This is a genomic window from Nocardia sp. NPDC050435 (assembly GCF_040655395.1).
Lineage (GTDB): Bacteria > Actinomycetota > Actinomycetes > Mycobacteriales > Mycobacteriaceae > Nocardia.
The window spans coordinates 456,497-478,465 of record NZ_JBFAJW010000009.1 but is presented as its reverse complement, the minus strand read 5'-3'; the positions used below and the strand labels follow the sequence as shown (position 1 = coordinate 478,465).

Annotated in this window: 30 protein-coding genes; 2 read left to right on the top strand and 28 right to left on the bottom strand. The window is 67.4% G+C overall.

Going from position 1 to position 21,969, the window contains the following annotated elements; translation table 11 throughout:
• Nucleotides 1–81 precede the first annotated feature (81 nt).
• The 8 genes from AB0I43_RS28235 to AB0I43_RS28200 form a co-directional block, all read right to left on the bottom strand.
• A complete protein-coding gene (locus tag AB0I43_RS28235; RefSeq protein WP_357432876.1) occupies nucleotides 82–567 on the bottom strand; it encodes a hypothetical protein in 486 nt (161 codons plus the stop codon).
• Nucleotides 564–1,025, bottom strand: coding sequence for a hypothetical protein (locus AB0I43_RS28230; protein WP_357432875.1), 462 nt, complete (start codon nucleotides 1,023–1,025; stop codon nucleotides 564–566). Before AB0I43_RS28230 ends, AB0I43_RS28235 begins: the two co-directional genes overlap by 4 nt.
• An 83-nt stretch (nucleotides 1,026–1,108) precedes the next feature.
• The gene (locus AB0I43_RS28225) at nucleotides 1,109–1,639 is read right to left on the bottom strand and encodes a single-stranded DNA-binding protein (protein ID WP_357432874.1); all 531 of its coding nucleotides are present in this window, start codon (nucleotides 1,637–1,639) and stop codon (nucleotides 1,109–1,111) included.
• 46 nt (nucleotides 1,640–1,685) lie between these two features.
• On the bottom strand, nucleotides 1,686–3,368 hold the full coding sequence (locus AB0I43_RS28220; RefSeq protein WP_357432873.1) for a ParB N-terminal domain-containing protein: 1,683 nt from the start codon (nucleotides 3,366–3,368) through the stop codon (nucleotides 1,686–1,688).
• A gap of 102 nt (nucleotides 3,369–3,470) precedes the next feature.
• Nucleotides 3,471–4,037: a hypothetical protein gene (locus AB0I43_RS28215; protein WP_357432872.1), complete on the bottom strand. Its 567-nt coding sequence runs from the start codon at nucleotides 4,035–4,037 to the stop codon at nucleotides 3,471–3,473.
• A gap of 202 nt (nucleotides 4,038–4,239) precedes the next feature.
• Nucleotides 4,240–4,464: a hypothetical protein gene (locus tag AB0I43_RS28210; RefSeq protein WP_357432871.1), complete on the bottom strand. Its 225-nt coding sequence runs from the start codon at nucleotides 4,462–4,464 to the stop codon at nucleotides 4,240–4,242.
• A gap of 123 nt (nucleotides 4,465–4,587) precedes the next feature.
• Entirely contained in the window at nucleotides 4,588–5,493 is a 906-nt protein-coding gene (dprA, locus tag AB0I43_RS28205; RefSeq protein WP_357432870.1) for a DNA-processing protein DprA, read from the bottom strand.
• On the bottom strand, nucleotides 5,490–6,545 hold the full coding sequence (locus AB0I43_RS28200) for a DUF4192 domain-containing protein (RefSeq protein ID WP_357432869.1): 1,056 nt from the start codon (nucleotides 6,543–6,545) through the stop codon (nucleotides 5,490–5,492). The genes dprA and AB0I43_RS28200 overlap by 4 nt, the downstream gene beginning before the upstream one ends.
• A gap of 85 nt (nucleotides 6,546–6,630) precedes the next feature.
• Here AB0I43_RS28200 and AB0I43_RS28195 point away from each other — a divergent pair, with 85 nt between their 5' ends.
• The gene (locus tag AB0I43_RS28195; protein ID WP_357432868.1) at nucleotides 6,631–6,858 is read left to right on the top strand and encodes a hypothetical protein; all 228 of its coding nucleotides are present in this window, start codon (nucleotides 6,631–6,633) and stop codon (nucleotides 6,856–6,858) included.
• A 354-nt stretch (nucleotides 6,859–7,212) separates the two neighbouring features.
• On the opposite strand, the gene AB0I43_RS28190 is transcribed toward AB0I43_RS28195, so the two are convergent.
• The 19 genes from AB0I43_RS28190 to AB0I43_RS28100 all read right to left on the bottom strand — a co-directional run bounded on the left by AB0I43_RS28190 (nucleotide 7,213) and on the right by AB0I43_RS28100 (nucleotide 19,790).
• Entirely contained in the window at nucleotides 7,213–7,656 is a 444-nt protein-coding gene (locus tag AB0I43_RS28190) for an HIT domain-containing protein (protein WP_357432867.1), read from the bottom strand.
• A gap of 38 nt (nucleotides 7,657–7,694) precedes the next feature.
• Entirely contained in the window at nucleotides 7,695–7,910 is a 216-nt protein-coding gene (locus tag AB0I43_RS28185) for a hypothetical protein (protein ID WP_357432866.1), read from the bottom strand.
• A 59-nt stretch (nucleotides 7,911–7,969) separates the two neighbouring features.
• Nucleotides 7,970–8,653, bottom strand: coding sequence for a hypothetical protein (locus tag AB0I43_RS28180; protein ID WP_357432865.1), 684 nt, complete (start codon nucleotides 8,651–8,653; stop codon nucleotides 7,970–7,972).
• Nucleotides 8,654–8,660: 7 nt separating this feature from the next.
• Entirely contained in the window at nucleotides 8,661–8,894 is a 234-nt protein-coding gene (locus AB0I43_RS28175; RefSeq protein WP_357432864.1) for a hypothetical protein, read from the bottom strand.
• Nucleotides 8,882–9,382 (bottom strand): hypothetical protein, encoded by a 501-nt coding sequence (locus AB0I43_RS28170; RefSeq protein WP_357432863.1) that lies wholly within the window; start codon nucleotides 9,380–9,382, stop codon nucleotides 8,882–8,884. Before AB0I43_RS28170 ends, AB0I43_RS28175 begins: the two co-directional genes overlap by 13 nt.
• 5 nt (nucleotides 9,383–9,387) lie before the next feature.
• Nucleotides 9,388–9,657 (bottom strand): hypothetical protein, encoded by a 270-nt coding sequence (locus AB0I43_RS28165; protein WP_357432862.1) that lies wholly within the window; start codon nucleotides 9,655–9,657, stop codon nucleotides 9,388–9,390.
• A 74-nt stretch (nucleotides 9,658–9,731) separates the two neighbouring features.
• Nucleotides 9,732–10,505 (bottom strand): hypothetical protein, encoded by a 774-nt coding sequence (locus tag AB0I43_RS28160; protein ID WP_357432861.1) that lies wholly within the window; start codon nucleotides 10,503–10,505, stop codon nucleotides 9,732–9,734.
• Nucleotides 10,493–11,629, bottom strand: a complete 1,137-nt coding sequence (locus AB0I43_RS28155) for a hypothetical protein (protein ID WP_357432860.1) — start codon at nucleotides 11,627–11,629, stop codon at nucleotides 10,493–10,495. Before AB0I43_RS28155 ends, AB0I43_RS28160 begins: the two co-directional genes overlap by 13 nt.
• Nucleotides 11,630–11,711: 82 nt before the next feature.
• Nucleotides 11,712–12,512, bottom strand: coding sequence for a class II glutamine amidotransferase (locus AB0I43_RS28150; protein WP_357432859.1), 801 nt, complete (start codon nucleotides 12,510–12,512; stop codon nucleotides 11,712–11,714).
• A complete protein-coding gene (locus AB0I43_RS28145) occupies nucleotides 12,500–13,297 on the bottom strand; it encodes a hypothetical protein (RefSeq protein ID WP_357432858.1) in 798 nt (265 codons plus the stop codon). Before AB0I43_RS28145 ends, AB0I43_RS28150 begins: the two co-directional genes overlap by 13 nt.
• A 611-nt stretch (nucleotides 13,298–13,908) precedes the next feature.
• On the bottom strand, nucleotides 13,909–15,003 hold the full coding sequence (locus AB0I43_RS28140; RefSeq protein WP_357432857.1) for a DUF4192 domain-containing protein: 1,095 nt from the start codon (nucleotides 15,001–15,003) through the stop codon (nucleotides 13,909–13,911).
• A gap of 160 nt (nucleotides 15,004–15,163) precedes the next feature.
• Nucleotides 15,164–15,517 carry a hypothetical protein gene (locus AB0I43_RS28135; RefSeq protein ID WP_357432856.1) on the bottom strand — a complete coding sequence of 118 codons (354 nt, stop codon included), beginning with the start codon at nucleotides 15,515–15,517 and terminating at the stop codon, nucleotides 15,164–15,166.
• On the bottom strand, nucleotides 15,514–15,810 hold the full coding sequence (locus tag AB0I43_RS28130) for a hypothetical protein (protein WP_357432855.1): 297 nt from the start codon (nucleotides 15,808–15,810) through the stop codon (nucleotides 15,514–15,516). Before AB0I43_RS28130 ends, AB0I43_RS28135 begins: the two co-directional genes overlap by 4 nt.
• Before the next feature lie 227 nt (nucleotides 15,811–16,037).
• Complete coding sequence (locus tag AB0I43_RS28125) at nucleotides 16,038–16,628, bottom strand: hypothetical protein (RefSeq protein WP_357432854.1); 591 nt, start codon at nucleotides 16,626–16,628, stop codon at nucleotides 16,038–16,040.
• 12 nt (nucleotides 16,629–16,640) lie between these two features.
• Entirely contained in the window at nucleotides 16,641–17,000 is a 360-nt protein-coding gene (locus tag AB0I43_RS28120; RefSeq protein ID WP_357432853.1) for a hypothetical protein, read from the bottom strand.
• A gap of 86 nt (nucleotides 17,001–17,086) precedes the next feature.
• Nucleotides 17,087–18,229: a hypothetical protein gene (locus AB0I43_RS28115; protein ID WP_357432852.1), complete on the bottom strand. Its 1,143-nt coding sequence runs from the start codon at nucleotides 18,227–18,229 to the stop codon at nucleotides 17,087–17,089.
• A 147-nt stretch (nucleotides 18,230–18,376) separates the two neighbouring features.
• Complete coding sequence (locus tag AB0I43_RS28110; protein WP_357432851.1) at nucleotides 18,377–19,171, bottom strand: class I SAM-dependent methyltransferase; 795 nt, start codon at nucleotides 19,169–19,171, stop codon at nucleotides 18,377–18,379.
• 77 nt (nucleotides 19,172–19,248) lie between these two features.
• Nucleotides 19,249–19,389: a hypothetical protein gene (locus AB0I43_RS28105; RefSeq protein ID WP_357432850.1), complete on the bottom strand. Its 141-nt coding sequence runs from the start codon at nucleotides 19,387–19,389 to the stop codon at nucleotides 19,249–19,251.
• A gap of 137 nt (nucleotides 19,390–19,526) precedes the next feature.
• Nucleotides 19,527–19,790: a hypothetical protein gene (locus AB0I43_RS28100; protein WP_357432849.1), complete on the bottom strand. Its 264-nt coding sequence runs from the start codon at nucleotides 19,788–19,790 to the stop codon at nucleotides 19,527–19,529.
• Nucleotides 19,791–20,537: 747 nt separating this feature from the next.
• Between AB0I43_RS28100 and AB0I43_RS28095 the strand changes: the two genes are divergently transcribed.
• Nucleotides 20,538–21,083 (top strand): hypothetical protein, encoded by a 546-nt coding sequence (locus AB0I43_RS28095; protein WP_357432848.1) that lies wholly within the window; start codon nucleotides 20,538–20,540, stop codon nucleotides 21,081–21,083.
• A 16-nt stretch (nucleotides 21,084–21,099) separates the two neighbouring features.
• Here AB0I43_RS28095 and AB0I43_RS28090 read toward each other — a convergent pair whose 3' ends face one another.
• Nucleotides 21,100–21,714, bottom strand: a complete 615-nt coding sequence (locus AB0I43_RS28090) for a hypothetical protein (RefSeq protein WP_357432847.1) — start codon at nucleotides 21,712–21,714, stop codon at nucleotides 21,100–21,102.
• Between the last annotated feature and the right edge of the window lie 255 nt (nucleotides 21,715–21,969).

Here is a 21,969-nt window from a genome sequence, read left to right as displayed (position 1 = left end):
CGGGCCCGTGGCGTGGCGGGTGATGGCCTGGCAGCCCTCGAGCGGCTGGGCCCACCCCAGCCCAGCACCCCGCCCCCGCACCTAACCCCGTTGTTGGAGAACCTGGTTCGGGTTGTCGCGCCGATAGGAGATCTCGAACCCGTCGCGGCGGAAGGTGAGCACCATCCAGCCATCGAGTTCGGCGTACTTGCTGATCTCGTGATGGAGCGCGATGTCGTCGGTGCCGTCGTGCCCGTCGGAGGTGTCGGTGAGGACCAGGTGCTCCACGAAGGGCTGGCCGCAGAGCGGTGTTGAGGCCAGTGCGGCTTGGCTGCCTGGCCCGAAGCTGTGGGCGTAGACGCGGAGACTGCCCGCCGCCGGCTGATCGGGGTCGGCGGGAAGGCGCGGCCAGCCAGTCGAAATCAGATACGCCCCGTCGGCGACGACCAGCAGCAACGTCGGCTCGACCGGGACGGTCATCGCGTCGGGGTCATCGATGAAGATTCTGTTCTCCTCGGCGTCCATCGCATGGCGTGACAAGGGAAGGACCTCGGGCAGGGAGAACCACAGGTCGACGACGTTGCTCACAAGGATCCCTTCGGGTTTCGGGCCGATTCGGTGTCGGGCCCGGATTGCTGGAAGCCGACGACGATTCCGCGGGGCGATACCGACAGGGTCATCCAGGCATCGATGCGGGCGTAGGTGCGGATGAGTCGATGCAGCGGCACACGGTCGCGTTCGGTCTCCTGGGTGAGGTCGAGATAGTCGGCGAAGTCGTCGCCGTACCCGCTCTCGTCGGGGTGGTAGTCCACCGAGGCCGCGCGCACGTGCCGGATACCCCGGTACGGCACGGCGAGATCCGGGGCGACTTGGCGTGGGTAGCCGTTGCTGAACAGATAGATCCCGTCGTCGCGGGCGAGCACCAGTGCGGGCGGGCAATGCTGACCCGGTTCGGTGAAAGGGTTGGCATGCTCGGCGGCGTTCATCGCGTGCTCGGATAGAGGTGCGATCTCGCGCACCGGAAACCACAGCTGGAGTCTGTTCATCACAACCTGTTCTCTGCTCGACAGAAATGGGGGCTCGGCACGACGGGCACGGCGAGCCCCCCGAACGCGGGGTAGCGGGTCGCTCAGCTGGCGAGCCGGTCGGTGAAGGGGTTGGGTCCGGCGAAGACCGGCACTTCCCACGGCTCGCGGCCCTCGCTCGTCTCGGTCTCGGTCTCGACCGCGGCGACCGCCGCCGAGACCGGTACACGCCCGAAACCGTTACCGCCGTTGCCGGTGTTGGGTCGCCCGGTTGTGCGGTTCACCTTCGCGGTGGCCCAGCGCAGCGACGGCCCGACCTCGTCGACGTCGAGCTCGACCACGGTGCGCTTCTCGCCCTCACGAGTTTCGTAGGAGCGTTGCTTGAGCCGCCCGGACACGATCACCCGCGCCCCTTTGGGCAGGTCGGTGTCGGCGAGGTTCTCGGCGGCCTCTCGCCAGAGGTTGCAGCGCATGTACAGCGCGGGACCGTCTTTCCAGGCGCGGGCGTCCCGGTCGAATACCCGTGGGGTGGAGGCGACGGTGAAGCTGGCCACCGCCGCGCCCGCGGGGGTGAAGCGGAGTTCGGGCGCGGCGGTGAGATTCCCGATGACGGTGATGACGGTATCGCCGGACACGGGCGGTCCTTCCTGAAAACTGTTGTGCGGGTGGGGGAGACGACACTCAGGCGGCGATGTCGATGGTGTTGTAGTCGATCTCGCCGACGGCGGCCTGTTCGACATCGAGCAGCGCGAAGTCGTTGCTGGCGGCGACCTCGGCGAGGAACCGCAGATATCGGGCGGTGCCCGGGCCGGCGTCACGCCACAGCGACTTGCCGATCACCAGCGCGTGCGGGGCCATGGCCATCGCCAGCACGATCACCCACGCCCGCTGCACGCTCGCCGATTCGATCGCTTGAAGCAGGCTGTCGCGGCTGCCGCCGACCCCGAGCCAGCGCAACACGATTTGCAGTTCCCTGGGCTCCAGGGCGCGAGCCATGGAGCCGGCGACGAACTTGGCGGCCTGGGTCGGCGGGGTGCGCCGCTCCAGGAATTCCTTGGTGATCTCCTCGCGGCGTTTGTTGGCGGCATCGCCGCGCTTGTTGAGTTCGATCACCCGTCGCCGCGCCTGGCGAGCGTGTTCGCGTTCTTCGGCGGCGCGCTGGGCCTCGAGCGCGGCGGCGATCTGGGTGGCCTCGTCGAGCGCGGGTGCTTGCAGGTGCAGGCCGCTCTCGGCCAGCGCCCGGGCGGGCAGGTAGATCAGCGGGGTCCAGCGTTCGCGTTCCTCGACCTGGCCGACGTGCAGCAACCCCGACCCGGCGGTGGCTTCGGCGTCGTCCTCGGTGCTCCAGTCCACGGCGTCGCGGTCGACGATCTCCCCGGTCGCCTTGTTCACCAGATCGGTGGCGTCCTCACGTTCGAGATACACCACATACCGCGACGGATCGGCATCGATCGCCTCGACGGTCAGCGGATCGCCTTCGGCGTCGACCAGCAGCTCGGCGGGCAGGAACTGCGCGTCTTCACCGCTGGTGTCGGGTTCGGCGGTCAAGACACCGAACCCACGCGCCCCGTAGGGCAGCGACGCGCGCAGGGTCGCGCGCGCCGCGTCGTGCTCGTCGACGATGCGTTGAGTCTCGTAGCGGAAGCCGTAGCCGCCGCTGGCGGTCAACCGCCGCACGGCGTCGGTGTCGCCGAGGGCTTCGTAGTGGCCGATGATCGCGAGTTCATCGAAGCTGAACTGGTGGCCGTCGGCCAGAGCGCGCGCGGTCGGGGAGGCTCCGATCTTGGCGGCGGTCTTGACCTCGTCGCGTTTCATCTGCAGCTCGCGCGCGATCCGGGTCGGTGTCGCGCCGAGGTCGAGCATGTCGGCGATGCCGCGGGCCCGGTCACCCTTGGTGAGCCCGATCCGGCGGTCGTTGAACATGATCTGATCGCGGGTGCGGATGATCGCGCGTTCGTTGGCACTGACGCCCTCAGGGGCGGCGGTGAAGTACACCGGCACGTACTCGAGGCCGACCTCGGCCGCGATCAGCAGACGCAGCTGGCCGTCGTAGGCGACGATACGACCATCGGCCTCGCGGATGGCGTTGATCGGGTCGCGGACCCCGAATTCCCTGATCGAGGCGACCTGGTCGGGGTGCTCGGCCAAATCGAAGGTCTTGCGGACGTTGTCGGCCAGAACGACATCGGTGACACGCACCCACTGGACGCCGATCTCGGGCAGATCCGCCGGAAGGCTCGTGGACTCACCGGTGGTCGGGGAGTCCTCGAGGTTGTCGGCGGTGTCGACGGCGTCGGGAACGACGGTCAATGTGGTGGTGGCACGGTCGGTGTCGGTTTCAGCGACGGTGGCGGTGGCGGGCATGAAGACTCCTTGATCGAAGAGAACGGGTCGGGGTGTCAGGAAGAGGAGGGCAGCCAGGTGCGATGGCAACCGTCGCCGCGTTGTGCCGCTCGCTGGAGGGCCTTACGAAGGCTTGCGCGTCTGGAAGGTCGCGACGAAGGTCTGCGCGTCCGGAAGCTCGCGCAGGCTCCAACTCGTTCTCAGCTGAACGGGCCAATGGAAATGCCCATCACGATTTCGGCCATCGAAACGTCCAGCGCCGGACGCATCGCGATTGGACCCGGAGTAGACCTCCAGCTTGCCCACATCGAGATTGATCAGATACCCCCAGTCACACCAGGTCGATCCAGGCCAATCGGGGTGATGCACCGCAAACCCGGCTGTCAGGATGGCGGCGGGGTCGTGGAGGTTTTCTCCCAGGAGGTCACACCAGCTGGGTACCTCGGTGTAATCGCCGCGGCACCAACCGTGGCGTGCGCAGAAGGCGTCGAACTTTTCCTCGTTGCGAGGATCGTCGTCGGCGACATGGACCAGCGAGGCTGCGTCGCTGCGCATTTCGTCCCAGTCGGTGATCTGGGTGAGGTATTCGAGGACCTCGACTCCGAGGCGCTCCGGGTAGCTGTCGCAACGATTGAAGGTGATCGTTTCGCGGTCTTCGACCACGAAACCGACAAATCCGCGGGTACTCATCAGATGTCAGGCTCCCTTGACTGGACTTGATTGATGTGGACGGTTGGAAACGCACGATGGGTGCCCGCCGGGTTAGCGGTACTGCGGGGTTGATGAGCACCGGCATACGTTTGAGCTCGAACTCGATTGCGGTGAGCGACCGCAGCTGGCGGTCTTGGGTGTCGACGCGATCATCGGCCTCGCGGTGACGGTGATCGGAGTATCAGGAAGAGCGGCGACGGGTCACGTTGAGCGGGTGAAGGAACAAGACGCCGTGCTCGTCGGCGGTGAAGGCCCAGTGCTCACCGGACCAATCCGGGTTGGCCTCGCGCCAGTGCTCGAGCACCGCGGGGACTTGAACGACCTCGACCGAACCGGCGTGACCGCTGTGCTGGAGCCGCTCGTACTCGGTGCGGTCGATGGTGTGGACCGGGCGGGTTTGGGGCATGCGAAAGTTCCTCTCTGCGAAGGGGCTGCGATGGAATCGACCGCAGCCGAGGTGATGTGGCTGTGGTCGAGCGCGTCGGAGCTGCTGGCGCGTAGTCGCGCTGTCGTGGAGTTCGTCTGACTGCTAGGCGGGTTCGGAGACCGAGGAGGACAGCTCTGCGAGGAGCTGCTCGGTGCCGACCACGCATCGGGCGCGGCCGGTCGCGATGAGTTCGTGACAGCCGCGTGAGGTAGTCGAGGTGATCGGTCCCGGCACCGCGAACACCGGCCGCCCGAAGCGGTACGCGCGGGCGGCGGCGGCAGTGCTGCCCGATCTCAACCCGGCCTCGACCACCACCAGCGCATCAGAGAGCGCGGCGATCAACCTGTTTCGGGCGAGGAAGTTCGCCTTGACGGGCCTGACGCCCGGCGGATACTCCGAGATCAGCGCCCCGGTCTGTGCCACCTGTTCGAAAATCTGACGATGCTCATTCGGGTAGGCGCGATCCAACCCGTGCGCGGCGACGATCACCGTCGGCGCGTCGGCGGCCAGGGCGGCGCGGTGGGCGGCGACGTCGACGCCGTAGGCGCCACCGGACAGGATCGTCCACCCGCGGCTGGTCGCGGCGGCCACGACCTCGGCGGTGACCTGTTCGCCGTAAGGGCTGCTCGCGCGGGCACCGACCACGGCCAGTGCCGGTCGCAGTACCTCGTTCAACGCCCGCCCGCGCACCCACAGCCCCGCCGGCCTCATCGACTCCGGAGTGGCGTCGACCCCGGACATGGCGGCCAGCAAGTCGGCCGGCCATTCGGGGTCGCCGGGAATCACGAACCGGCCACCCAAACGCTCGATTTGTTCGAGATCACGGACAGCGCATTCCCACGCAGCTGCCCGGTGCTGTCCGACGTGTTCGTCGACGAAGTTGTGCACGATCGTGGTGGTGTCGGTAGCGCCCAGCCGCCGGATCAGCGACAGAAAGGAGGCCGGGTCACTCGAGGCCCGGCGAGACAGCAGCGCCCACAGGGCGCGCGTTCGGTCGATGCTGGTCACGGTTCCACCTCCGGGAAGCTGGCTTGAGCGGTGAGATCGATGCCGAGCCGGATCGCGGCGGCGATGCCGTCGGAGAGGACACCGCGCACGAGTGGCTGCGGTGTCGGGGACTCGAGAGCACGGGAGATCGAGCGGGCCAGGCGATGGGCGGGCTCGGTAGTCATCGCGATGCCGAGTGCCCGGCGGGCAAGTGCAGTGGATCCGGAGCGGGCGTAGAGCGAAAACCCCAGCAGGACCGCGGGTTCGGTCCGATACGGATCGGGCAGGGTGCGGGTCAGCAGCATCCACATCCGCTCGGCGGTCCGCGCGCACGGATACAGCGGCAGCGCCAGCATCACCGCCGACACCTGCCGATAGCTCAGCCCGACCGCGAGTTCGGCCAGCTGATCCGGCGAGAGCTCGTGCTCTGCGGAGCGGCGCAGCAGTTCGAACACCCGCAGCACCAGCGCGGTGAGCATCCGTCCACTCGGTTCGACCGTCCCGGCGCGCAGCCTACGATCAGCGGCGATCGCGCCGGGCATCGCCGCCAGCACTCGCCGGTGCAGCGCGGGGTCCGGTTCGAGAGAGTTTTCAGACGAGGACGGCCGGGCGGCAGTGCGAGCGGGCAGCCGTCCGTGGCGACGCGGGTCGTCGAGGTCGCGGTACGGTGCGCCTTCGGTGATCTCGGTGACCGCCCACCAGCCCAGCACGGCGACCGGGGTTGCGGCCATCTCGCGGCGGAGCCGATCGAGCATGCGGCGCTGGCGACGTTGGTCGCGGGCGCGGCCGTAGGTGGCCGAGACCCGGTCATCGACAATCACCGCGACGACCCCGGCCACGTGTGCTCGCGTGGACAGCCGCTCGAGAGTCACCGCGATCTCGCGCCCGGCCAGACGGCCGTGGATGGCGATATCGATATCGAAGCGCGCCGCACCGGCCAATCCCGGTGCACCACTGGCCGCGTCGGCGGCGATGACGGCGAACACCAGTGACCGGTGCGGGATGAAGCCGAGGGTCTCTGGCAAGGCGGTGATCACGGCCACCGGATCCGGGCTGGGCACAGCAGCGGGCATAGGGGAACTCCTGTTCTGAAGCGGTGCGAGCACAGCGCCAGGGCCGCGGCGTGGACAGCCACGAGCGCGGCGGTAGGTTCGGGTGATGGCCGATGAGGACCTCGACCGGTTACGGGCCGAGATCACCGACAGCAAGCTCGCCGAACTACGGGAAGACCGTGACGAGCTGCTCGCCGACCTCGCCGGTGCTCGCGGGCGAGATCGGGTGATGCTGGAGCGCCAACTCCAGCAGGTCGAAGACGAGATCGCGGCAGTGCTCGACCGCAAGGCGCGAAGAGGCCGTCAGAGGCCGCCACCGGATCAGTTGTTCTGAGAAGGCAGCCGAGTGGGGGCGGTCCACGTACCTCACCCGGCAGGCAGCCCTCGGGGAGGGCGGGACCCGAGCAGGGGTTGCGAGTACCCGCCCCGCGCCGCGACGCCGATCCCGGGGAGGGGGTTGGGAGCGGCGCGGGCGGCATCGATCACGCCCCGGCACACTGCGGATGAAAAATCCGAGGCGGTGCGTGATGACCCCGACGCGAGTTTAACTGCGCCGCAGCGTTTCCCGTCGTCGACGGCGCGAATACGACATCGATGCCGGCGCGGTCACGCCTCGACATCCAGGACGTAGCGACGACGGGCGGTCAGTTCGAAAGGAAACCGGTGTTAGTCCGCAGGCACCGCGTCCTCACGGCGCTGACTGGGGTTCGGCCCAGGCGTCGGGGTCGCAGCCGGGCTGGATCTGGCGGATGCCGCCGCGCGGGTCGGCGACGTCGCCGTGCCAGTGCGGAATCAGATGCAGGTGCACGTGCGCGATGCTCTGTCCGGCCGCGGGCCCGTCGTTGATCCCGATCGTGTAACCCTCGGGCCGCAACTCGGCGTCGAGTCGCGCTTTGACCTGGCAGGCCAGGTAGTGCACATCGGCGGCTTCGTCGGCGGTGAGCTCGAAATAGGACTCGACGTGGCGCAGCGACACGATCTCGACATGCCCACGCGCGGCGGGGAAGTTGTCCCAGCGGGCATACATCGAACCGCGCCGGGCGAGCACCCGATTCTGGGTGGGGTCGTCCGGGCGACAGAACAGGCACGCCTCGTCACCCGCGGCGGGTTGGCGATCGAATTCGTTGTCCACGTAGGTATCTCCTTCTGAAGAGGAAGTGTCAGAGGCATCTAGCGGCGTGCTGCCGCCACCGGCTCGAGCGAGCGGTGTTGGCAGTCGGGCAGCGCGGTAGCGAGGTACAACACCATCGTTGCGGTGCCCGCCGTGATCATCGCGACCAGCAATTCGAATCGCTGCCGGGAACGATTCGCCAGACGTGGCCGCACTATCCGCACGAATCGCTCTACCAGCACCCCGATCCCAAGGGCGAAGGTGAAGGCAATCACGAACGACATCAGGTGTTGCGTGGTGGTCTCCCACGGTGGGGTTGTCGGTCAGAGGAAGCTCAGTGGTGCTCGCCGAGCCCGAAGAACTCGCGTACGGCCATCGTCATGGCGAGCGGGTCGATGTGGCGTTCGCTATCGGGGGCAGGGGCGGCGTCGCGGATCTTGCGGAGTCGCCCGATCCTGGTCGGTGGGCGCAAGCTGATCCCGACCGCGGGGGCGTCGTGCTGGTCGCTGGGATTGGTGACGATCTTGTAGTCGGCCAGGCTGATCGAGGCTTCGTACCAGGCTTCGGCGGGTGTGCCCTCTCGCACGGGGTCGCCCGCGTCGCGCTCTGCCGCTCGCCACAGCGCGCAGGTGCACGCCGGATCGTCACAGCGGCGAAATTCGGTGAGCGGGTTGGGGTTGTGGCGGTCCATGGCACCGGCCAGCATGGGGCAGACCGCCGTCGAATACTGCCCGCATTCGGGATGCAGCCCCGCCTCGACAGCCACACCGGTGCGGAAATCATAGGGGCGGATGTACACCACGAACGGATCGCCGAGCGGGTCCCCGCAGATCTGGCACAGCCTGTCTTTGAAGGCTTTCTGCACGCGGTCGGGATCGAGCTTGCCCCAGATCGGGCGGGTGCGGTCGGTGTGGGCGAGGGTCACGAACGGCACGACCATGCCCGCCGAGAGCGGGCTGGCGTGCAGCCGTGCCGGAATCCCGGCTTTGGGCGCGGGGTTGTTGGCGGGATCGGTCATGGATACCTCACTGTCGTTGTTCGGCACTGCGATCGGCTTCACCCCTGTCCTCGGGTGAGGGTGAACCGGGTGTGGGCCGGTGGGCGTCGGTGACGGCGACGCTGATCCGGACGAGCGCGGTGGGAGCGTCCGGCGCGGGATCGGGGTCGGTGCACCACGGGGTGTCGGGATCATCGGGGCCGGGCAGTTGCGCGGCGATCCATCGGGCGAGATCGGCACTGCTGGTGATCAGCTCGGCCACCCGCGTCCGGTGTGGGGGTTGTGGTCGTAGAGGGCCACCACCTCGGGTGCCCCGGGTACCAGTGCGCGCACAGCCGCCGGCAGCAGGCCGCGGCGCGCTCCCGCGGCCCACGTCCCGGCCGCGATCACCCAGCGTCCGGTGGCGGGGTCGCGTTCGGCGGGGAGCAGCTGCCACAGGATCCCGGTGGGCAGGCCAGGGAACACGGCCTCTTCCCACCGCACGCTGCTCGTGCCGTCGGGCGCCACGACCCGGCGCTCGATGGCTTGCTCGACACGCACCAAACCCATGGCCGGATAACGGGTTTCGGTCAGCTCGGTGGTGCCCGGAAAACCGGCGAGGGCGGTGCCGGGTCGCGGGTTGCGGGCGAAGGCGGCGTGGTGACCGACGATCAGGATCGGGCCGCGCGGCCGCTCGTGCTCGGGCAGATACCCCTGGTAGGCCGGGTCGAGTCCCACGGCGGTGAGGTAGCGGACCACTTCGGCGCGCATCGGGTTCACCACCACCCCAGACGCCGACCCGGTTGGGGAGTGGCGGTTTCGATGAACGCCAGCGGCATCAGCACGGTCCCACCGCCGGCGGCGAGGACGGCGTGGTGTCGGCGTACCGCGTCGATGCGCACGCCGGTGAGAGTGTGGCCGCCGCGTGCGGTGAGGGTGACCGGGTGCCCGGTCGTGCGCAGTTGGTGCAGCCGGGTGGGCAGGGCGGTGTCGACCGGATCGCTGGCCAGCGCTCGGCGAAAATCGAGTCGGGAGAACACGGTCATCGGCAGGTGCTCCGATCGCAGGGAAGTAGGCGCCAGCACAGACGCCTTGGTGGCCGTGGGCGGCATGGCGGGGTTCAGGTGGTTTCGAGGTCGAGTAGGTCGGCGTAGCGGCTTTCACCCTCTGGAGCCGGGCATTCGCAGCTGGGGGCGTCGAGTTCGCAGGCCCAGCAGAAGGCACACCAGGAGCAGTGGGTGCCCTCGTGATCGATCGGGTAGCCGCATTCGCCGCAGTAGCCGCCTTCGTCGTCGTCACCGTGCCTGGGTGGGTAGCTGTAGTAGCGCGGGGTCAGGTAGCTGTGGTTGGAGTACCAGCGGCCCTCGGCGTCCCAGTGTCCGTGGCGTTCGTTGAAGATGTAGGCGGGATGCTTGTAGGCGGGGTCGCGGGTCAAGATGATGAGTTTGTCCCCGCCGAGCCACTTTTCGAGCTGTTCGCGCCCCTGCCAGGAATCCAGCGACCCGAACGGCAGCGTGGGCAGGAAGTCCTCGGCGGCGACACGGGTGTCCGAACGCCAGTCACCCGCGGCCGGAGTGACGTTGGCCGGCAGCATCCCGTTGTGGGCCAGCACTGTTCGCGGGTCACCGCCCAGGGCGAAGGGGTGGCAGTTGTCGATATCGCGGATCCCGTGGGTGGCGAAGCGGGAGTGGAACAGCGCTGGCCCGCCCGGGTGGGCGCGACGCACCTGCGCGAACTCCTTGAGCACCGTGGCGGCGTCCATGCCGCGCCCGACCAGGATGGTCTCGTCGGTCAGGATGGCGTAGCCGTGCCCGTGCGGGTTGGCCTCGGCCCCGATGGCCAACGCGTCGAGGTCGGGGGTGATGCCCGGTTTGAGGAAACTCAGCAAGCACATTCGAGGGCCTCCAGATCGGTGAGTTCGGGCAGCAGCGGCGCGTAGTCGGGGCGGGTGGCCAGCCACGTGACGAAGGCGTCCCATTGCCAGCCGCCCTGGCGGGTGATCCGGGCGGCGGTCAGAGTGCGGGTGTATTCGACCGAGGCGTCGGCGAAAGCCAGGGCGGCCTGCACTTGCTGGGGTTCCAGCGAGCTGGCGAAGACCCGCAGTTCGAAGGTGTGCGTCGGGTTGGTGTTGACGGCCTGGTACCGGTGGCTGTAGTAGTCCTCGCCTTTGGCGATGCCGCCGATCTGTTTGCGGGTGGTCGGGGAGAACTGGGCCCAGCGGGTGGAAATGCGGCGCGCTAGGGTCGTGACGCCGTTTTCGTTGCGGTAGATGAATTTCAACCACCGGTATACGTGCGCTGGAGAGGTGAAGCCGTCGCGGGAGACGTGGACGTGGATCCCGACCTCGTCGTCGGTGTAGGCACCGAGTTGCTGCAATCGCGGCAGCAGCCGCCACGGGAAATGGGCGCGTGCGTACTCATACGACATCGGGTGGGTGACCAGCTCGAAGCCGCATCCGCTGGTGATCGACCCGTCTTCCTTGAGGTAGCCGAGGCCACCCAGGTGACTGACCGAGGACTCGGCCGCGGCGCCGAAAGCGTCGCTCGGCGTGCGTAATTCGAGCTCGAGGCCGAGGTAGAGCGGTCCGGTGCCGTGGAAGATCGGGGTGGGGGTGTAGTGGGAGTCGCGGACCGCGTCGTGGCAGTAGATCGATTCGCAGGTCAAGCAATAGCGCCGGTCCCAGCGGATCATGGTCGAGCATTCCAGGCAGTCGCGATAGTCCTGGTCGAGGCAGGTTTCGCAAACCCGTTCCTCGTCATCGACGGGGAAGCTTTCGCTGGTGCGGGTCTGGCAGTCATCGCAGGTGTCGTAGTTGAAGGCGCAGTCTTCGCACACGTCGGGACCGTCGAGGATGGCGGTGATCTCGCGGGTGTGCAGGTGACAGTCCGAGCATTCCGACAAGCGCGACAGGCATTGCTCGCATACCTGCTGGCCCTCGGCGGTGGCGGTGAGTTCGGCCTCGGGTGTGGGATCGGAGCAGTTCTCGCATTGCTCGTCGACCACTGTGAGCAAGGGCATGGGGTCACGGCCTTTCGTGAAAGACGAAGAACCCCGCACCGGTCGGGTGAGACCTGTGCGGGGTTCGCGGGGAGGACTGCAGTCAGCGGCTGGTCGCGCTTGAGCGCGGCCAAGGCTGTGCTGGTGAGGCTTTGCCCAGCGTGAGCGGGTGGGCGCTGCGGTCGGTGTCGCTGAATCGCGCTGTCCAGCAGCTGCATTCGAGAAAACGGATTTCGCAGTGGAAGCACCAGCCGCAGAGCGGGCAGTAGCGGCCGATACGGTCACGGGCGAAGTGGAAACAACCCCCGCAGATCAGGCGCTCCCAGCGGGCGGGTTGCGCCTGCGGGCGGTAGCCGGTGTTGGAGTACCAGATCCCCTCGTGCCAGATTCCGGCCTGCTCGTTGAAGATGTAGCCGCGGTGGCGGTAGGCGGGCTCGACGGTAAGGATCACCAGCTTGCTCGACCCCAGCCAGGAGGTCAGCCCGCGAGCACCGCGGCGGGTGTCGATGGACCCGAACGGCCTACTCGGGAGGTAGTCCTCGGCGGCGATGCGGGTGTCCGAGCGCTGGTCGTAGGCGCGTGGGTGGACTCGTTTGGGCAGTGTTCCGTTGTGCGCCAGCACGGTTCGTCCGTCACCGCCGAGGTGGAAGGGGTGACAGTTGCCGAGGTCGATCGCGCCTTTGGTGGCGTAGCGAGAATGGAACAGCGCGGGCCCGTCGGGGAAACGGGCGCGCACTGCTTCGAACTCGGCGATCACCCGCTCCGCGTCCAGGCCGTGGCCGACCAGGACCCGGTCGCCGGCGACGACGGCGTAGCCGTGCCCGTGCGGATTGCTCACCGCCCCGCGGACCAGGGCGGTGAGGTCGGGGGCGATCCCGGCAGGCAGGTAGGTCAGCAAGCACATCGCAGGTCCTCGAGCTCGGCGGTCAAGGGCTGGTAGTCCGGGTGCCGGGTGACCCAGGCGGTGAATCGGTGCCACTCCCACGCGCCTTCGCGGATGTCGGCCGAACGCAGCGAACGGGTGTAGTCGATCGAGGCCGCGGTGAACGCCAGCGCGGCCTGCACGCTTTGGGCCGACAGCGAGGACGCGAACACCCGCAGCTCCAAGGTGGCGCGCGGGTAGGGGTTGATCGCCTGATAGCGGTCCAGCCCGAGCGCGTGCTGAGGGCCTTTGGCGGTGTGACGGGCGCGGGCGCGGGCGAAGGGGTCGAACGCCGCGTAATGGGTGCGCCGCCGGGCCAGGGTGGTGAGCTGGGATTCGTTGCGGTACAGCAGCTTCAACCACCGATACACATGCGCCGGGTTGTCGAATCCCGCGCGGCTGGCGTGCACGTGCAGGCCCACGCTCTCATCGGTGCGGCAGCCCAGTCCAGCGAGCTGGTCGAGCAGCGGCCACGGGAAATGGTCGATCGCGTGCTGCCAGCTCATCGGGTGGGTGACGATCTCGAAACCGCACGGCTGGATCGAAGAGTCCTGCTTGAGATAGCCGAGGCTGCCGAGGGCCTCGGTGGCTTCGGTCACGCACGCGGAGTAGCGCCAATCCGGGACGATGACCTCGAGTTCCAGGCCCAAATGCAGCGGTCCCTCGCCGTGGAACCGGGGATCGGGCTTGTAGGAGTAGGACCAGACCCGGCCGGGGTTCTCGCACGGATCACAGTCCTCACCGACGGGGACGAGCGTCGCACACACGCGGCACGGGCTGTAGTGGGATTCGCAGGCCGGGCAGACACGGTATCCGCCGGAGACATAGCGGGTGGTGGCACTGAAGCGGCGGCAGCGCGCGCAGCTGTCGAAAAACGCTGCGGCGCAACCATTACACACCCGGTCCCCGGCCGCGGTACGCACAGAGGTTCCGGTCAACCGAGAGCACGACACGCACGGTGTCCAATCCGCGCTACACCTGCGGCACAACAAGTAGTCGTCGGCCAGCTCAGGCGGGTCGAGCAACCTGCTGTCGCATCGGCCGCACAGGGCGAGCATCGCCAGACATCCGGTACACACCGTGGCCTCTGGCGTGTCGTCGACCCGATGTCGATCCCAGCCCGCGTTGTGCCGACGACGACACCGCGTGCACGGGGGAATGACCGCCAGATACGGCATGACAGAACACCTTCCGGGAATGCGAAGACGCCGCACCTGGGACAGAAGTCGGAATGCGGCGTCGATGCGGATGAGGTTGTGGTCAGGTGGGATTGGGCTGGGTTGCGCCCTCGACAGGGGCGCTGTGGACCGTTGGGGATGAACTCAGGAAGCCGACCTGGGCGAGGCGATGGTCGGCGTGGAGGTGAATCCTGGGTCGCTCACGACCGCAGTAGGCCGAGATCGATACCGAGGTCGGCGGCCATCGCGTGCCCGGCGCTGCCTATCCGGCGTAGTGCGCCGGTCCGCATTCCCGATCGCAGCGCGAATTCCAGCATCGAGGCCATGTTCTGCCGTGGATCGGCGGCCAGCGCGGCGTCCAAGGCCATCCCGGCGAAGGTGCCGGCGCCGCGCACATACGCCCCGAAACCCAGCAGCGTCGCCGCATCAGCACGTTCCGGGCCGGGCAGCCCCTGCACTGTGCGGACCCACAGTTGTTCCGCGGCTGCGGCGTGCTCGGTGTAGGCCAGCGCGAAGAGCGCACCACGCACTATCGGCACCCGCAGCGCCGCAACCAGTTCCGCGATCGCCGCCGGTGGCGCCACCTCACCGGCCGCGGTGTGGGCGACTTGCCACAGCACCTGTTCGAGCAACGTGCGGTGGTAGGCGTCGAGTTCGCCGTGGCGCACAGCCCGCTCGCACCGCTGCCGGGCGCGCTCGGTGGTCTCGGCCAGACAGGCTGCCACCTGGGCGGCCAAACTCGGGTCGGGTGCCAAGATGGCAGACAGGTTGGTGCGCGAGGCGTGGATCGGGCGGCCGTCGAGCACATGGGCGAACGCGATGACCGACTCGCCCGGATCGGGGAGGACACCCTCGCCGGGTCGATCCAGCAGGGGCCACCAGTGCACGCCGGCTTCGATCGTCGAGACCGCCCAGGCACCGGCGAGTAGCACTTCATGGGGAGCCAAACGTTTGTCGAGTTCGCCGATCAGCTCGGCTGCTCGTGCGTTGAATTCGTTTGGAGTCGAGGGCGGCTCGACCGCGCGGTCATCGACGGCGACGGCCAAGACGGCTGCGGCCTGTTCAGCGGCGCACATCCGTGCCAGGACAGCCGCGATCGGTTCGGCCGTCGCGGGGCCGCCGGCTGGTGGGTCCAGATCGAAACGCGCGACCGAGGCGATGATCGGGCTGGGGCCAGGAGGTTCGGCTTTGCGCAGCACGACGGCCACTAGTGAGCGATGCGGGACGAATCCGAGCAACGGGGGGATCGCAGTGATCAACTCACCGCGGCTGGCGATGCGCAGAGCACGAGCCATCGCTGAACACCTTCCGAGAAACGACGGCGACGCCGCACCCGGGGTCTGATCCAGGGAGCGGCGTCGAGCTGGGGTGGGGTAGTCGACCGTGAGGGGTCGAAGAAATTGCTGGGCGGGTTGCCGCGGTGGATTGTGGCCGCCTGAGTGGCTGGATCGAGGCTCAGAGCACGATGAGATTGCTGGGTAGAGCTTCGATGGCAGTGGTGCCGTTGAGCAGGGCTTCGACTTGCGCCGGTGTGAGGGCGGCGGCGATGGCGATTTGCTCGTCGAGGGTGTCGGCGGTGATGTAGGCGAGTTGGCCGCCGTGGTCGTGGAAGATTCCGAGGTTCCAGTACTGGTAGTCCTCGCGTTCCATCTCGCCGTTGGAGGCCGCGACTCTGAGGCCGTTGGGCAACTGGGCCCAGATCGCCTTGCAGGCGCCGCCGGTGGAGCCGATCTCGGCGGTGTTGATGGCGTAGCGCGACAGCAGCGCGATCTCGGCACGGTATCTGGTGGTCAAGTTGTCCACGCTCACGAACCCTTCTTCTTATTCTTCTTGCGTCGTCGAGGGCGTCCAGGGATAACGGTGTTGATCAGCGGGGCCGGCACCGCGACCTGGGCGGGCAGCAGATGCTCGTTATCGGCTTCGCCGTAACAGCTTTTGCAGCACAGGCTTGTGTCGCAGTAGGTCACGAACGCCGCGCAGCAGGGCGTGAGCGCGGTCAGTTCGTCGTCACGGTCGATGACCAGGCATCCGGAAGCCGTCAGGCCCGCGAACTCCTTGTAGACCTCGCGGGCCATGGTGACCGCGAGGATGTTGATGATCACGAACGGGCGTGGCGGGTCGTAACATGCGTGGTGGGCTTTACGGGTGTGGGGTGCGAGATCCTCGATCCCGGTGGGACCGAACCCACAGCGGCAGTAGTAGATGTCGCCATCGCATTCAGGTGGGTGAGGCACAAATAATCTCCTGATAGGCCAGGCGCTGCGGGTGTCGAGCAGGTTCGATCCGCAGCGCGGAGAGGTGTAAGGGCACGGCCGCGACGACCCGAGGGCTACCTCTGGGAGATGGCGCCGACGAGCAGCACGACGGCTGCGGTCATCGCCGCGGACCGCGAAGCGGCGGGTAGCCGCTCGCACAGCGGCCCCAGCTCGTCGGCGTAGACACTGAAGACGAAACCAGTGGGTACTCCCGCATTCTGGGCGACCAGCCCGCAGTACTCGCCGGGAGCGCACGGCCCAGTCCGCAAGGACCAGGCCGCGACCGCGCCGAGACCTCTCAAGACTCCGGGATCGGTCTCGCGGGTCCAGCCTTCGGTCGGGGTCGTGCCGAAGAGCGTGTGCTCGCAGTCCCGATGCTCGAGGGCGGCGTGATCGCGCTCGCTGGGCAGGTCGAGGTCGTCGTCCCAATAGCCCGACCAGGTCGAGCAACCGGCCGCGAAACCCGCCACACCATCGTCGACGACGATGACCGCCCCCACGAATCCGATCCCCTGGATTCCGATGATCTCGTGCGCCTCGGCATCGAAGTCGCCGAGACAGTCGGTGGGAATCGGCACGATCTTCCATGCCTCGGTGTGGGCGCTGTTGAGCCCGACGACCCCGGAGGTCACCGCCCGCACGGCCACCCGGGTCGTGCTCGTCACGCTGATCACCGCTCAGTAACGGGTCTGCATGTCGTGTGCGGTGACCGCGCCCGACAGGGCCGAGTACAGCTGCGCCACTGCGGCTTCGAGCAGGTAGTCGTCCCCGCCGCCGGGATCACGGGAGATGGTGACCAACGCCGTCCCGCCCAGCCAGGCCAGCATCGCTTGCCGCAACGTCCTGCTCACCGTTGTCATCGGGCCACGGTGCAGCTCGGCGCGGGCGGCGAGCATCGCGGTGACTGTCCCGCTCGAGCCCGGCGGAGGCAAGAGAATACCGTTGGGGCCGGCAGCCAAGACTTGGGCGATCTTGTTGTAGGAGCGGGCGGACAGCACGGTGACCGTCGCCTCGTCGATACGATTTTCGGTGGACATCGCTGCCTTTCAAGGTCGGGTCAGAGGAGGTGTGCGTCATCGCGACCTTCCGCAGAGGCGACGCCTTCACAGGTGAGGCCGGGCGGTCAGGCGGCGCGTTGGGCGCAGAACTGGAACTCGCAGGCGGAGTCCTCGAGGGCGTGCAGGCGGTGATCGGCGTGGCCGTGCCAGCGGGTGTCGAACCCGGGCCTGCGTTTGTCGCTCACCACCGCGGGCGCGGCGGTGAAGAACGCCTCCAGGCGCGGGTAGGTCGTGGACGCCTCGGTCAGCCACACGCGGGTATGTGTGCCGTCGTGGTGCAGGGGCAGGCGAAGGTGCTCGGCGAGCAGCTGGAGGTAGAGCGCCGTCTCCGCGCGGTGGCCGCGGTGCACGGTCTCCACCGCGCGCCAAGCGGTGGCGGGTCGGCTGTAGCAGCGCCGCACCCGATACACCGCCCACTCACAGCGCTCCAGCTCGGCGTCGACCAAGGCCAGTACCTGATCGGCGCCACCACGGCGTAGTCGATCGGTCAACGATTTCCCGGGCCCGAACAGACCCGATTTTGGGTTGAGCGCGAGGGTGACGTACTCGTCGACCACATGCTTGAACGCCTCGGCAGGGTTGGCGTGGAAGCGGGCGAGCTGCTCGGGCCAGCTCGGCACCGACACGAAACAACACTGACGGCACAACGATTTTGGCCACCACAAACCGAACAACCCGTACAGGTAGCCCTGACAGTGCGCTCGCGACCAGCCGGCCGTGACCAGGGGATAGATCGCTGTGCGTTGACCGCCCATGGTGATCGAGGAATCCCGGACTACCCGGGAGGTCTCCTCGGCGTTGAACCCGACCGCGTGCAAATATGGTCGCGGACCCAAATGCTGTGCGCGCCAGCTATCGAGGGGGATCCCTTTAGCTTTGGCGGAGCAGACACGATTTCCGCCCAGCGTGGGAAGGATCCCGTTGACGCGGTGTTCGGCGCTCAGGGCGTAGAAGCCGTATTCCTCCGGATCCGGGTGCAGTCGCACCGGCTCACGGGTATCCTGCAAGACGACGATCCCGTCGGCCTGCGCCCGGCCGGCGCGGGCGACCTCGACAAATCGCACCCTGTGCTCGGCGAACAGCGGCAAAATGTGTGCGGTGACGAGGTCACAGGTACTGACCCATTCGTCGCCGGTCTGGGCGGACATGACGATCAAATTCGACAGATCCGGGCGCAGTTCCGGAGGCCGGAAACTGGGGTCGAACACAGTGCGCACGATCGCCGCGGTGCTCTCGACCCCGAATCCGAAAGACCAGCACACCGGCACCGATTCATCGTCGAAAAGCGCTGGGAGAGCGAATAATCCATCCGCATGTTCGTCCATCGAAACGACCCTTCCAGGCGGAAACAGACATCACGCCTCGGCGGACTTGCCTTCGCTGTCCAGTGGGCGACGGGCGTGCAGGATCACGGTGTTGACCTGTGTTCCGGCCGAGCTGAACGTGCCGGAGGGCAGGTCGGTGTGGCCGCCGTGGCCGGTGATGAGAGCACGTACCGCTTGGTGGCGGCGATCGCTGCGGAAGGTGTAGCCGCCCGGTGCGATCGCCAGCAGTCGCCCGCCCTCGCCTAACAGGCGCCATGCGATGTGCAGGTGATCGATCCACACGGTCGGCTGGCCGGGCAACGCGAACGGCGGGTTCATCACCACAGCCGCGAACTGGCGGGGTGCGGTCGAGGCGAACTGTTCGAAGGTGGAGACCACGACCGTCACCCGCGGATCGGTGCCGATCGCGGCGGCACGTTCGGGATCGGGTTCGACCGCAGTCACATGCACGTCAGGATTCGCTTCCAGGATCGCGCGCACGAACACGCCATCACCTGCCGAAGGTTCGAGGACATGAGCACCAGCGTGGAGTGTGGCGATGCCGGAGTGTTCGTCGGTGACCAGTTGGGTGGCCAGTGGGGCCGGCGTTGCGAAGTACGCGTCCACGATCTTGCTGTTCGCGTTGGGGATCTGACCGTCTGCCACCGCCGCGGCGATGGTCGCGGCAGGGTCATCGGGGAAGATGTGGGCTCGCTCGCGGCGGTTCCATTTTCCGCCCATGGTCTCGAGGACCTTGTTGACCTGGCGGTAGTCGCCGGGGGTGAGCTGGTCGGGAAGCACAAGGTGGTTGCCTCGGATTTGTGCTCCGGCCAGGATCTTTCGCACCGATTCCGGTACCGGTACGGACGTTCTGACAGGCATGAGTCGCCTTTCTACGGTGAACGGTGAGTGGGCGCGGTGGCTCAGAGGTCGAGGTCGGGGAGGGTGTCGATCAGCCGGCGCGGCCAGGGCTGGAGTTCGCCGGTGACGGGATGGGGGATTCCGTGCTCGGCGGCCATGGCGTGGACGTAGGCGATCAGCCGCAGCGGCGAGCCTGCGAACATGGCGCTGACGAGGTTTCGCAGCGCTCGCAGGTCGTGGCCTCGACAGAACTCGCCGCGGGTGAGGCGCTTGCAACCACATCCACACAGAACGTGCTGCTCAACACCTTCGGCCGGGTTGTCGCTGGTCGAGGAAGCCATCAGGCCCACCCGCTTCGGCCAAGCCGAGCCACGACAGGGACACGCAGTCGCGCCCGATCGGTGAATTCGGCGATCTCTCTGGTGTCGGAGTTGTTGTCTGTGGCGGAGCTCGACAGCACACCGGTCTGGCGCAACGCAGCCAGGATCGCGTCCTGGGCGGCGAGAGGCGAGGCGGTACTACCGGGTTCGAGGCGGAACACCATCAGGACATCGCCTGGCTGTGGCGTGAACGGCCGGTCCTGCATGGGCTCGTCGGGCATCATGGGAGCTCCTGCCTGGTTAGGGATGGATATCTGAGAGGCGTGGACGCTGGGCCATCGACGGTGGCTGCGAGCGGAGGACCGGCTTCAGCCAGGGCACAAGCTCCAGGCGGCTCACGCCGCGTCGACGGGGCGTCCACCAATTTGTGGCGGTTCACGGCGCTGAAATCTCTGTGAGCAGCGCCTTTATCTGTTGACCGACGCCCCGTCGCCTCAGCGATATCGCCTGCTCTCGCCGGGCTCCGGGCCAGGGCCGCCACCGCCGCACGCAAGGCGGCCCGCTGGACGTTCTCGGCGGTCCGCAGATCCTCCAGCTCTGGCCGACACCACGACGATGGTGACCTCCACGGAATCCGGTTCGGCAGAGGCAGGCCCGGCGTTGATGCTTTCTCGACTCGACGTCCCAGAAATAGACGGCGTATTCCTCGTCCAACTCCAGCCTTTCCGCGGCGAGCACCGCTTGGCGCGGCAATGAGGAGCGAGGATCCTGCGCGTCCTTGGTCGAGACGCGACCGAGAGACCGGACACCGTGGCGGCGGATCGGTCAGGTGGAAGGCAGTCAGATCGCTGAGGTCTATAGGTGGCCCGAATCGCGGATCGCCGGTGGCGGCGCGAACTCCGCGGATCGCGAAGGGGCGGTCGTTGATGGGCTCGTAGGACATGGTGCGGCTCCGGATTCGAGTGGACATGGAGAGGCCCGGTATCCTCGGGCGTGGGATCGACGTGCGGGTCTGCCGGTAAGGAAGCGGCATGGACAGCACAGATAAACCGAGGCGTGGCGGCGGTTCTCGTCCGCCCGAGGTGGTCGAGAGGCTGCAACGATCACGGGATCGGCTTCGCGATCGGCGTGCGGCACAACGCGATCGCGAACGCCTCGTAGGGGCGGCAGTGAAGGAATTCATCGTGGCCTGGCAGGCGATCATCCGGATCGAGCAGAGTTGTGACAGCGAAATCGCCGACCTGCAACAGCAGATTCTGGACGCCAAAGCCCGGGCGCAGACTGCTATCGCCGAGCACCACCAGCAGCAAGCGGCAGCGGCGGCGGCTATCCGGGCGCACGGACACAGCGACGAAGAGACCGCGGAGCTACTGGAAATCACGGTCAAGCAGACACGCCAGCTCATCGCCGCAGTCGATGCTGAATCCACCCGGCCCGCAAGGACCAGAGACAAGCTGAATAGGACCAGCCAGGGATCGAGTGAGACCAACACGGAAGCGCAACCCGAAGCGTCGAGCACCGGCAACGAGCCGCCCGTCGCGCGGCTAGCGGACGACGGATCGGATCAGACGCGCTGAACCCATCCGGTCACGGTCACCAGGTCATCAGGTTGGCGTAGCCGCCGACACTCCACACCAGCCACGTGAACTGTCGGGGCGGCATGGATTGGCGCACAGGAATATGCGGTGCTGGCGAGAACGGCCAGAAGCACTGACCGCAGCCGTGGCAGTACTGCCCTGCCTGCCACACCGCAGAGGCCGCACGGCGCCCGCGCGCAACACGCCGCTTGCGTCGCACCCGAATGACGACCGGGGTGAACGCTAGGGCTGCCGGCCAAGACATAAGCGCGATCATGAGCAATCCAGCGAGCAGGGTCGATAGAACATTGGAGTCGGGTGGGTTCACCAGCATCGCGGTGGCCGTAACAACCGCCACCACACCAGGGATCGCCAGAAACGTCCCCAATGCGATGAGCTTCCCCGAGGCCGGAATATACGGTGCTAAGGGAAGGGAACGCGCGAGATTCGACACGGCGGTGCGCTCCACGGTGGCGGTGCCGAACGCGGGAACGAGCCCCGACGGCGCGACGGCGACGCCGGTGAAGTAGTCCACACCGGTCACCGTCTGAACGCCCGAAGCCCGGACCGCGGGAACGCTTTGGACCCAGTCGGATCGCCCGCAGTTCGGGCAGCTGATGTCGATCTCCATGTCGAGCTTCCTCCCAGGGGCTCAGGACCGGAACAGACAAGCGCCTCGGCTCTCCCGCAGCGCACGATGGCCTTAGTCCTCATATGGAACACAGTTCGGATGCGAATGTCGAGGGTTCGCCAAACCTCTGGCCCACCTGGGGGCCGAGCAGATCGAAATCCCCGGCTGGTGGATGTCGATACGGTGGTCGGTGTCCGGCGTGAAGGGGTGTGATCGTGCTGACCGAATCCGCAGGTAGCGATATGGATTTCGTCG

What these genes read in the sequence shown, in the direction of transcription:
- AB0I43_RS28210 (WP_357432871.1), bottom strand. Translation starts at nt 4,464, where the DNA reads ATGCCCCAAACCCGCCCGGTCCACACCATCGACCGCACCGAGTACGAG.
- AB0I43_RS28105 (WP_357432850.1), bottom strand. Translation starts at nt 19,389, where the DNA reads ATGTTCGCAGGCTCGCCGCTGCGGCTGATCGCCTACGTCCACGCCATG.
- AB0I43_RS28150 (WP_357432859.1), bottom strand. Translation starts at nt 12,512, where the DNA reads ATGTGCTTGCTGACCTACCTGCCTGCCGGGATCGCCCCCGACCTCACC.
- AB0I43_RS28220 (WP_357432873.1), bottom strand. Translation starts at nt 3,368, where the DNA reads ATGCCCGCCACCGCCACCGTCGCTGAAACCGACACCGACCGTGCCACC.
- AB0I43_RS28090 (WP_357432847.1), bottom strand. Translation starts at nt 21,714, where the DNA reads ATGGAGATCGACATCAGCTGCCCGAACTGCGGGCGATCCGACTGGGTC.
- AB0I43_RS28155 (WP_357432860.1), bottom strand. Translation starts at nt 11,629, where the DNA reads ATGCCCTTGCTCACAGTGGTCGACGAGCAATGCGAGAACTGCTCCGAT.
- AB0I43_RS28140 (WP_357432857.1), bottom strand. Translation starts at nt 15,003, where the DNA reads ATGGCTCGTGCTCTGCGCATCGCCAGCCGCGGTGAGTTGATCACTGCG.
- AB0I43_RS28165 (WP_357432862.1), bottom strand. Translation starts at nt 9,657, where the DNA reads ATGACCGTGTTCTCCCGACTCGATTTTCGCCGAGCGCTGGCCAGCGAT.
- AB0I43_RS28095 (WP_357432848.1), top strand. Translation starts at nt 20,538, where the DNA reads ATGGACAGCACAGATAAACCGAGGCGTGGCGGCGGTTCTCGTCCGCCC.
- AB0I43_RS28195 (WP_357432868.1), top strand. Translation starts at nt 6,631, where the DNA reads ATGGCCGATGAGGACCTCGACCGGTTACGGGCCGAGATCACCGACAGC.
- AB0I43_RS28180 (WP_357432865.1), bottom strand. Translation starts at nt 8,653, where the DNA reads ATGACCGATCCCGCCAACAACCCCGCGCCCAAAGCCGGGATTCCGGCA.
- AB0I43_RS28215 (WP_357432872.1), bottom strand. Translation starts at nt 4,037, where the DNA reads ATGAGTACCCGCGGATTTGTCGGTTTCGTGGTCGAAGACCGCGAAACG.
- AB0I43_RS28100 (WP_357432849.1), bottom strand. Translation starts at nt 19,790, where the DNA reads ATGATGCCCGACGAGCCCATGCAGGACCGGCCGTTCACGCCACAGCCA.
- AB0I43_RS28160 (WP_357432861.1), bottom strand. Translation starts at nt 10,505, where the DNA reads ATGTGCTTGCTGAGTTTCCTCAAACCGGGCATCACCCCCGACCTCGAC.
- AB0I43_RS28120 (WP_357432853.1), bottom strand. Translation starts at nt 17,000, where the DNA reads ATGTCCACCGAAAATCGTATCGACGAGGCGACGGTCACCGTGCTGTCC.
- AB0I43_RS28200 (WP_357432869.1), bottom strand. Translation starts at nt 6,545, where the DNA reads ATGCCCGCTGCTGTGCCCAGCCCGGATCCGGTGGCCGTGATCACCGCC.
- AB0I43_RS28170 (WP_357432863.1), bottom strand. Translation starts at nt 9,382, where the DNA reads ATGCGCGCCGAAGTGGTCCGCTACCTCACCGCCGTGGGACTCGACCCG.
- AB0I43_RS28230 (WP_357432875.1), bottom strand. Translation starts at nt 1,025, where the DNA reads ATGAACAGACTCCAGCTGTGGTTTCCGGTGCGCGAGATCGCACCTCTA.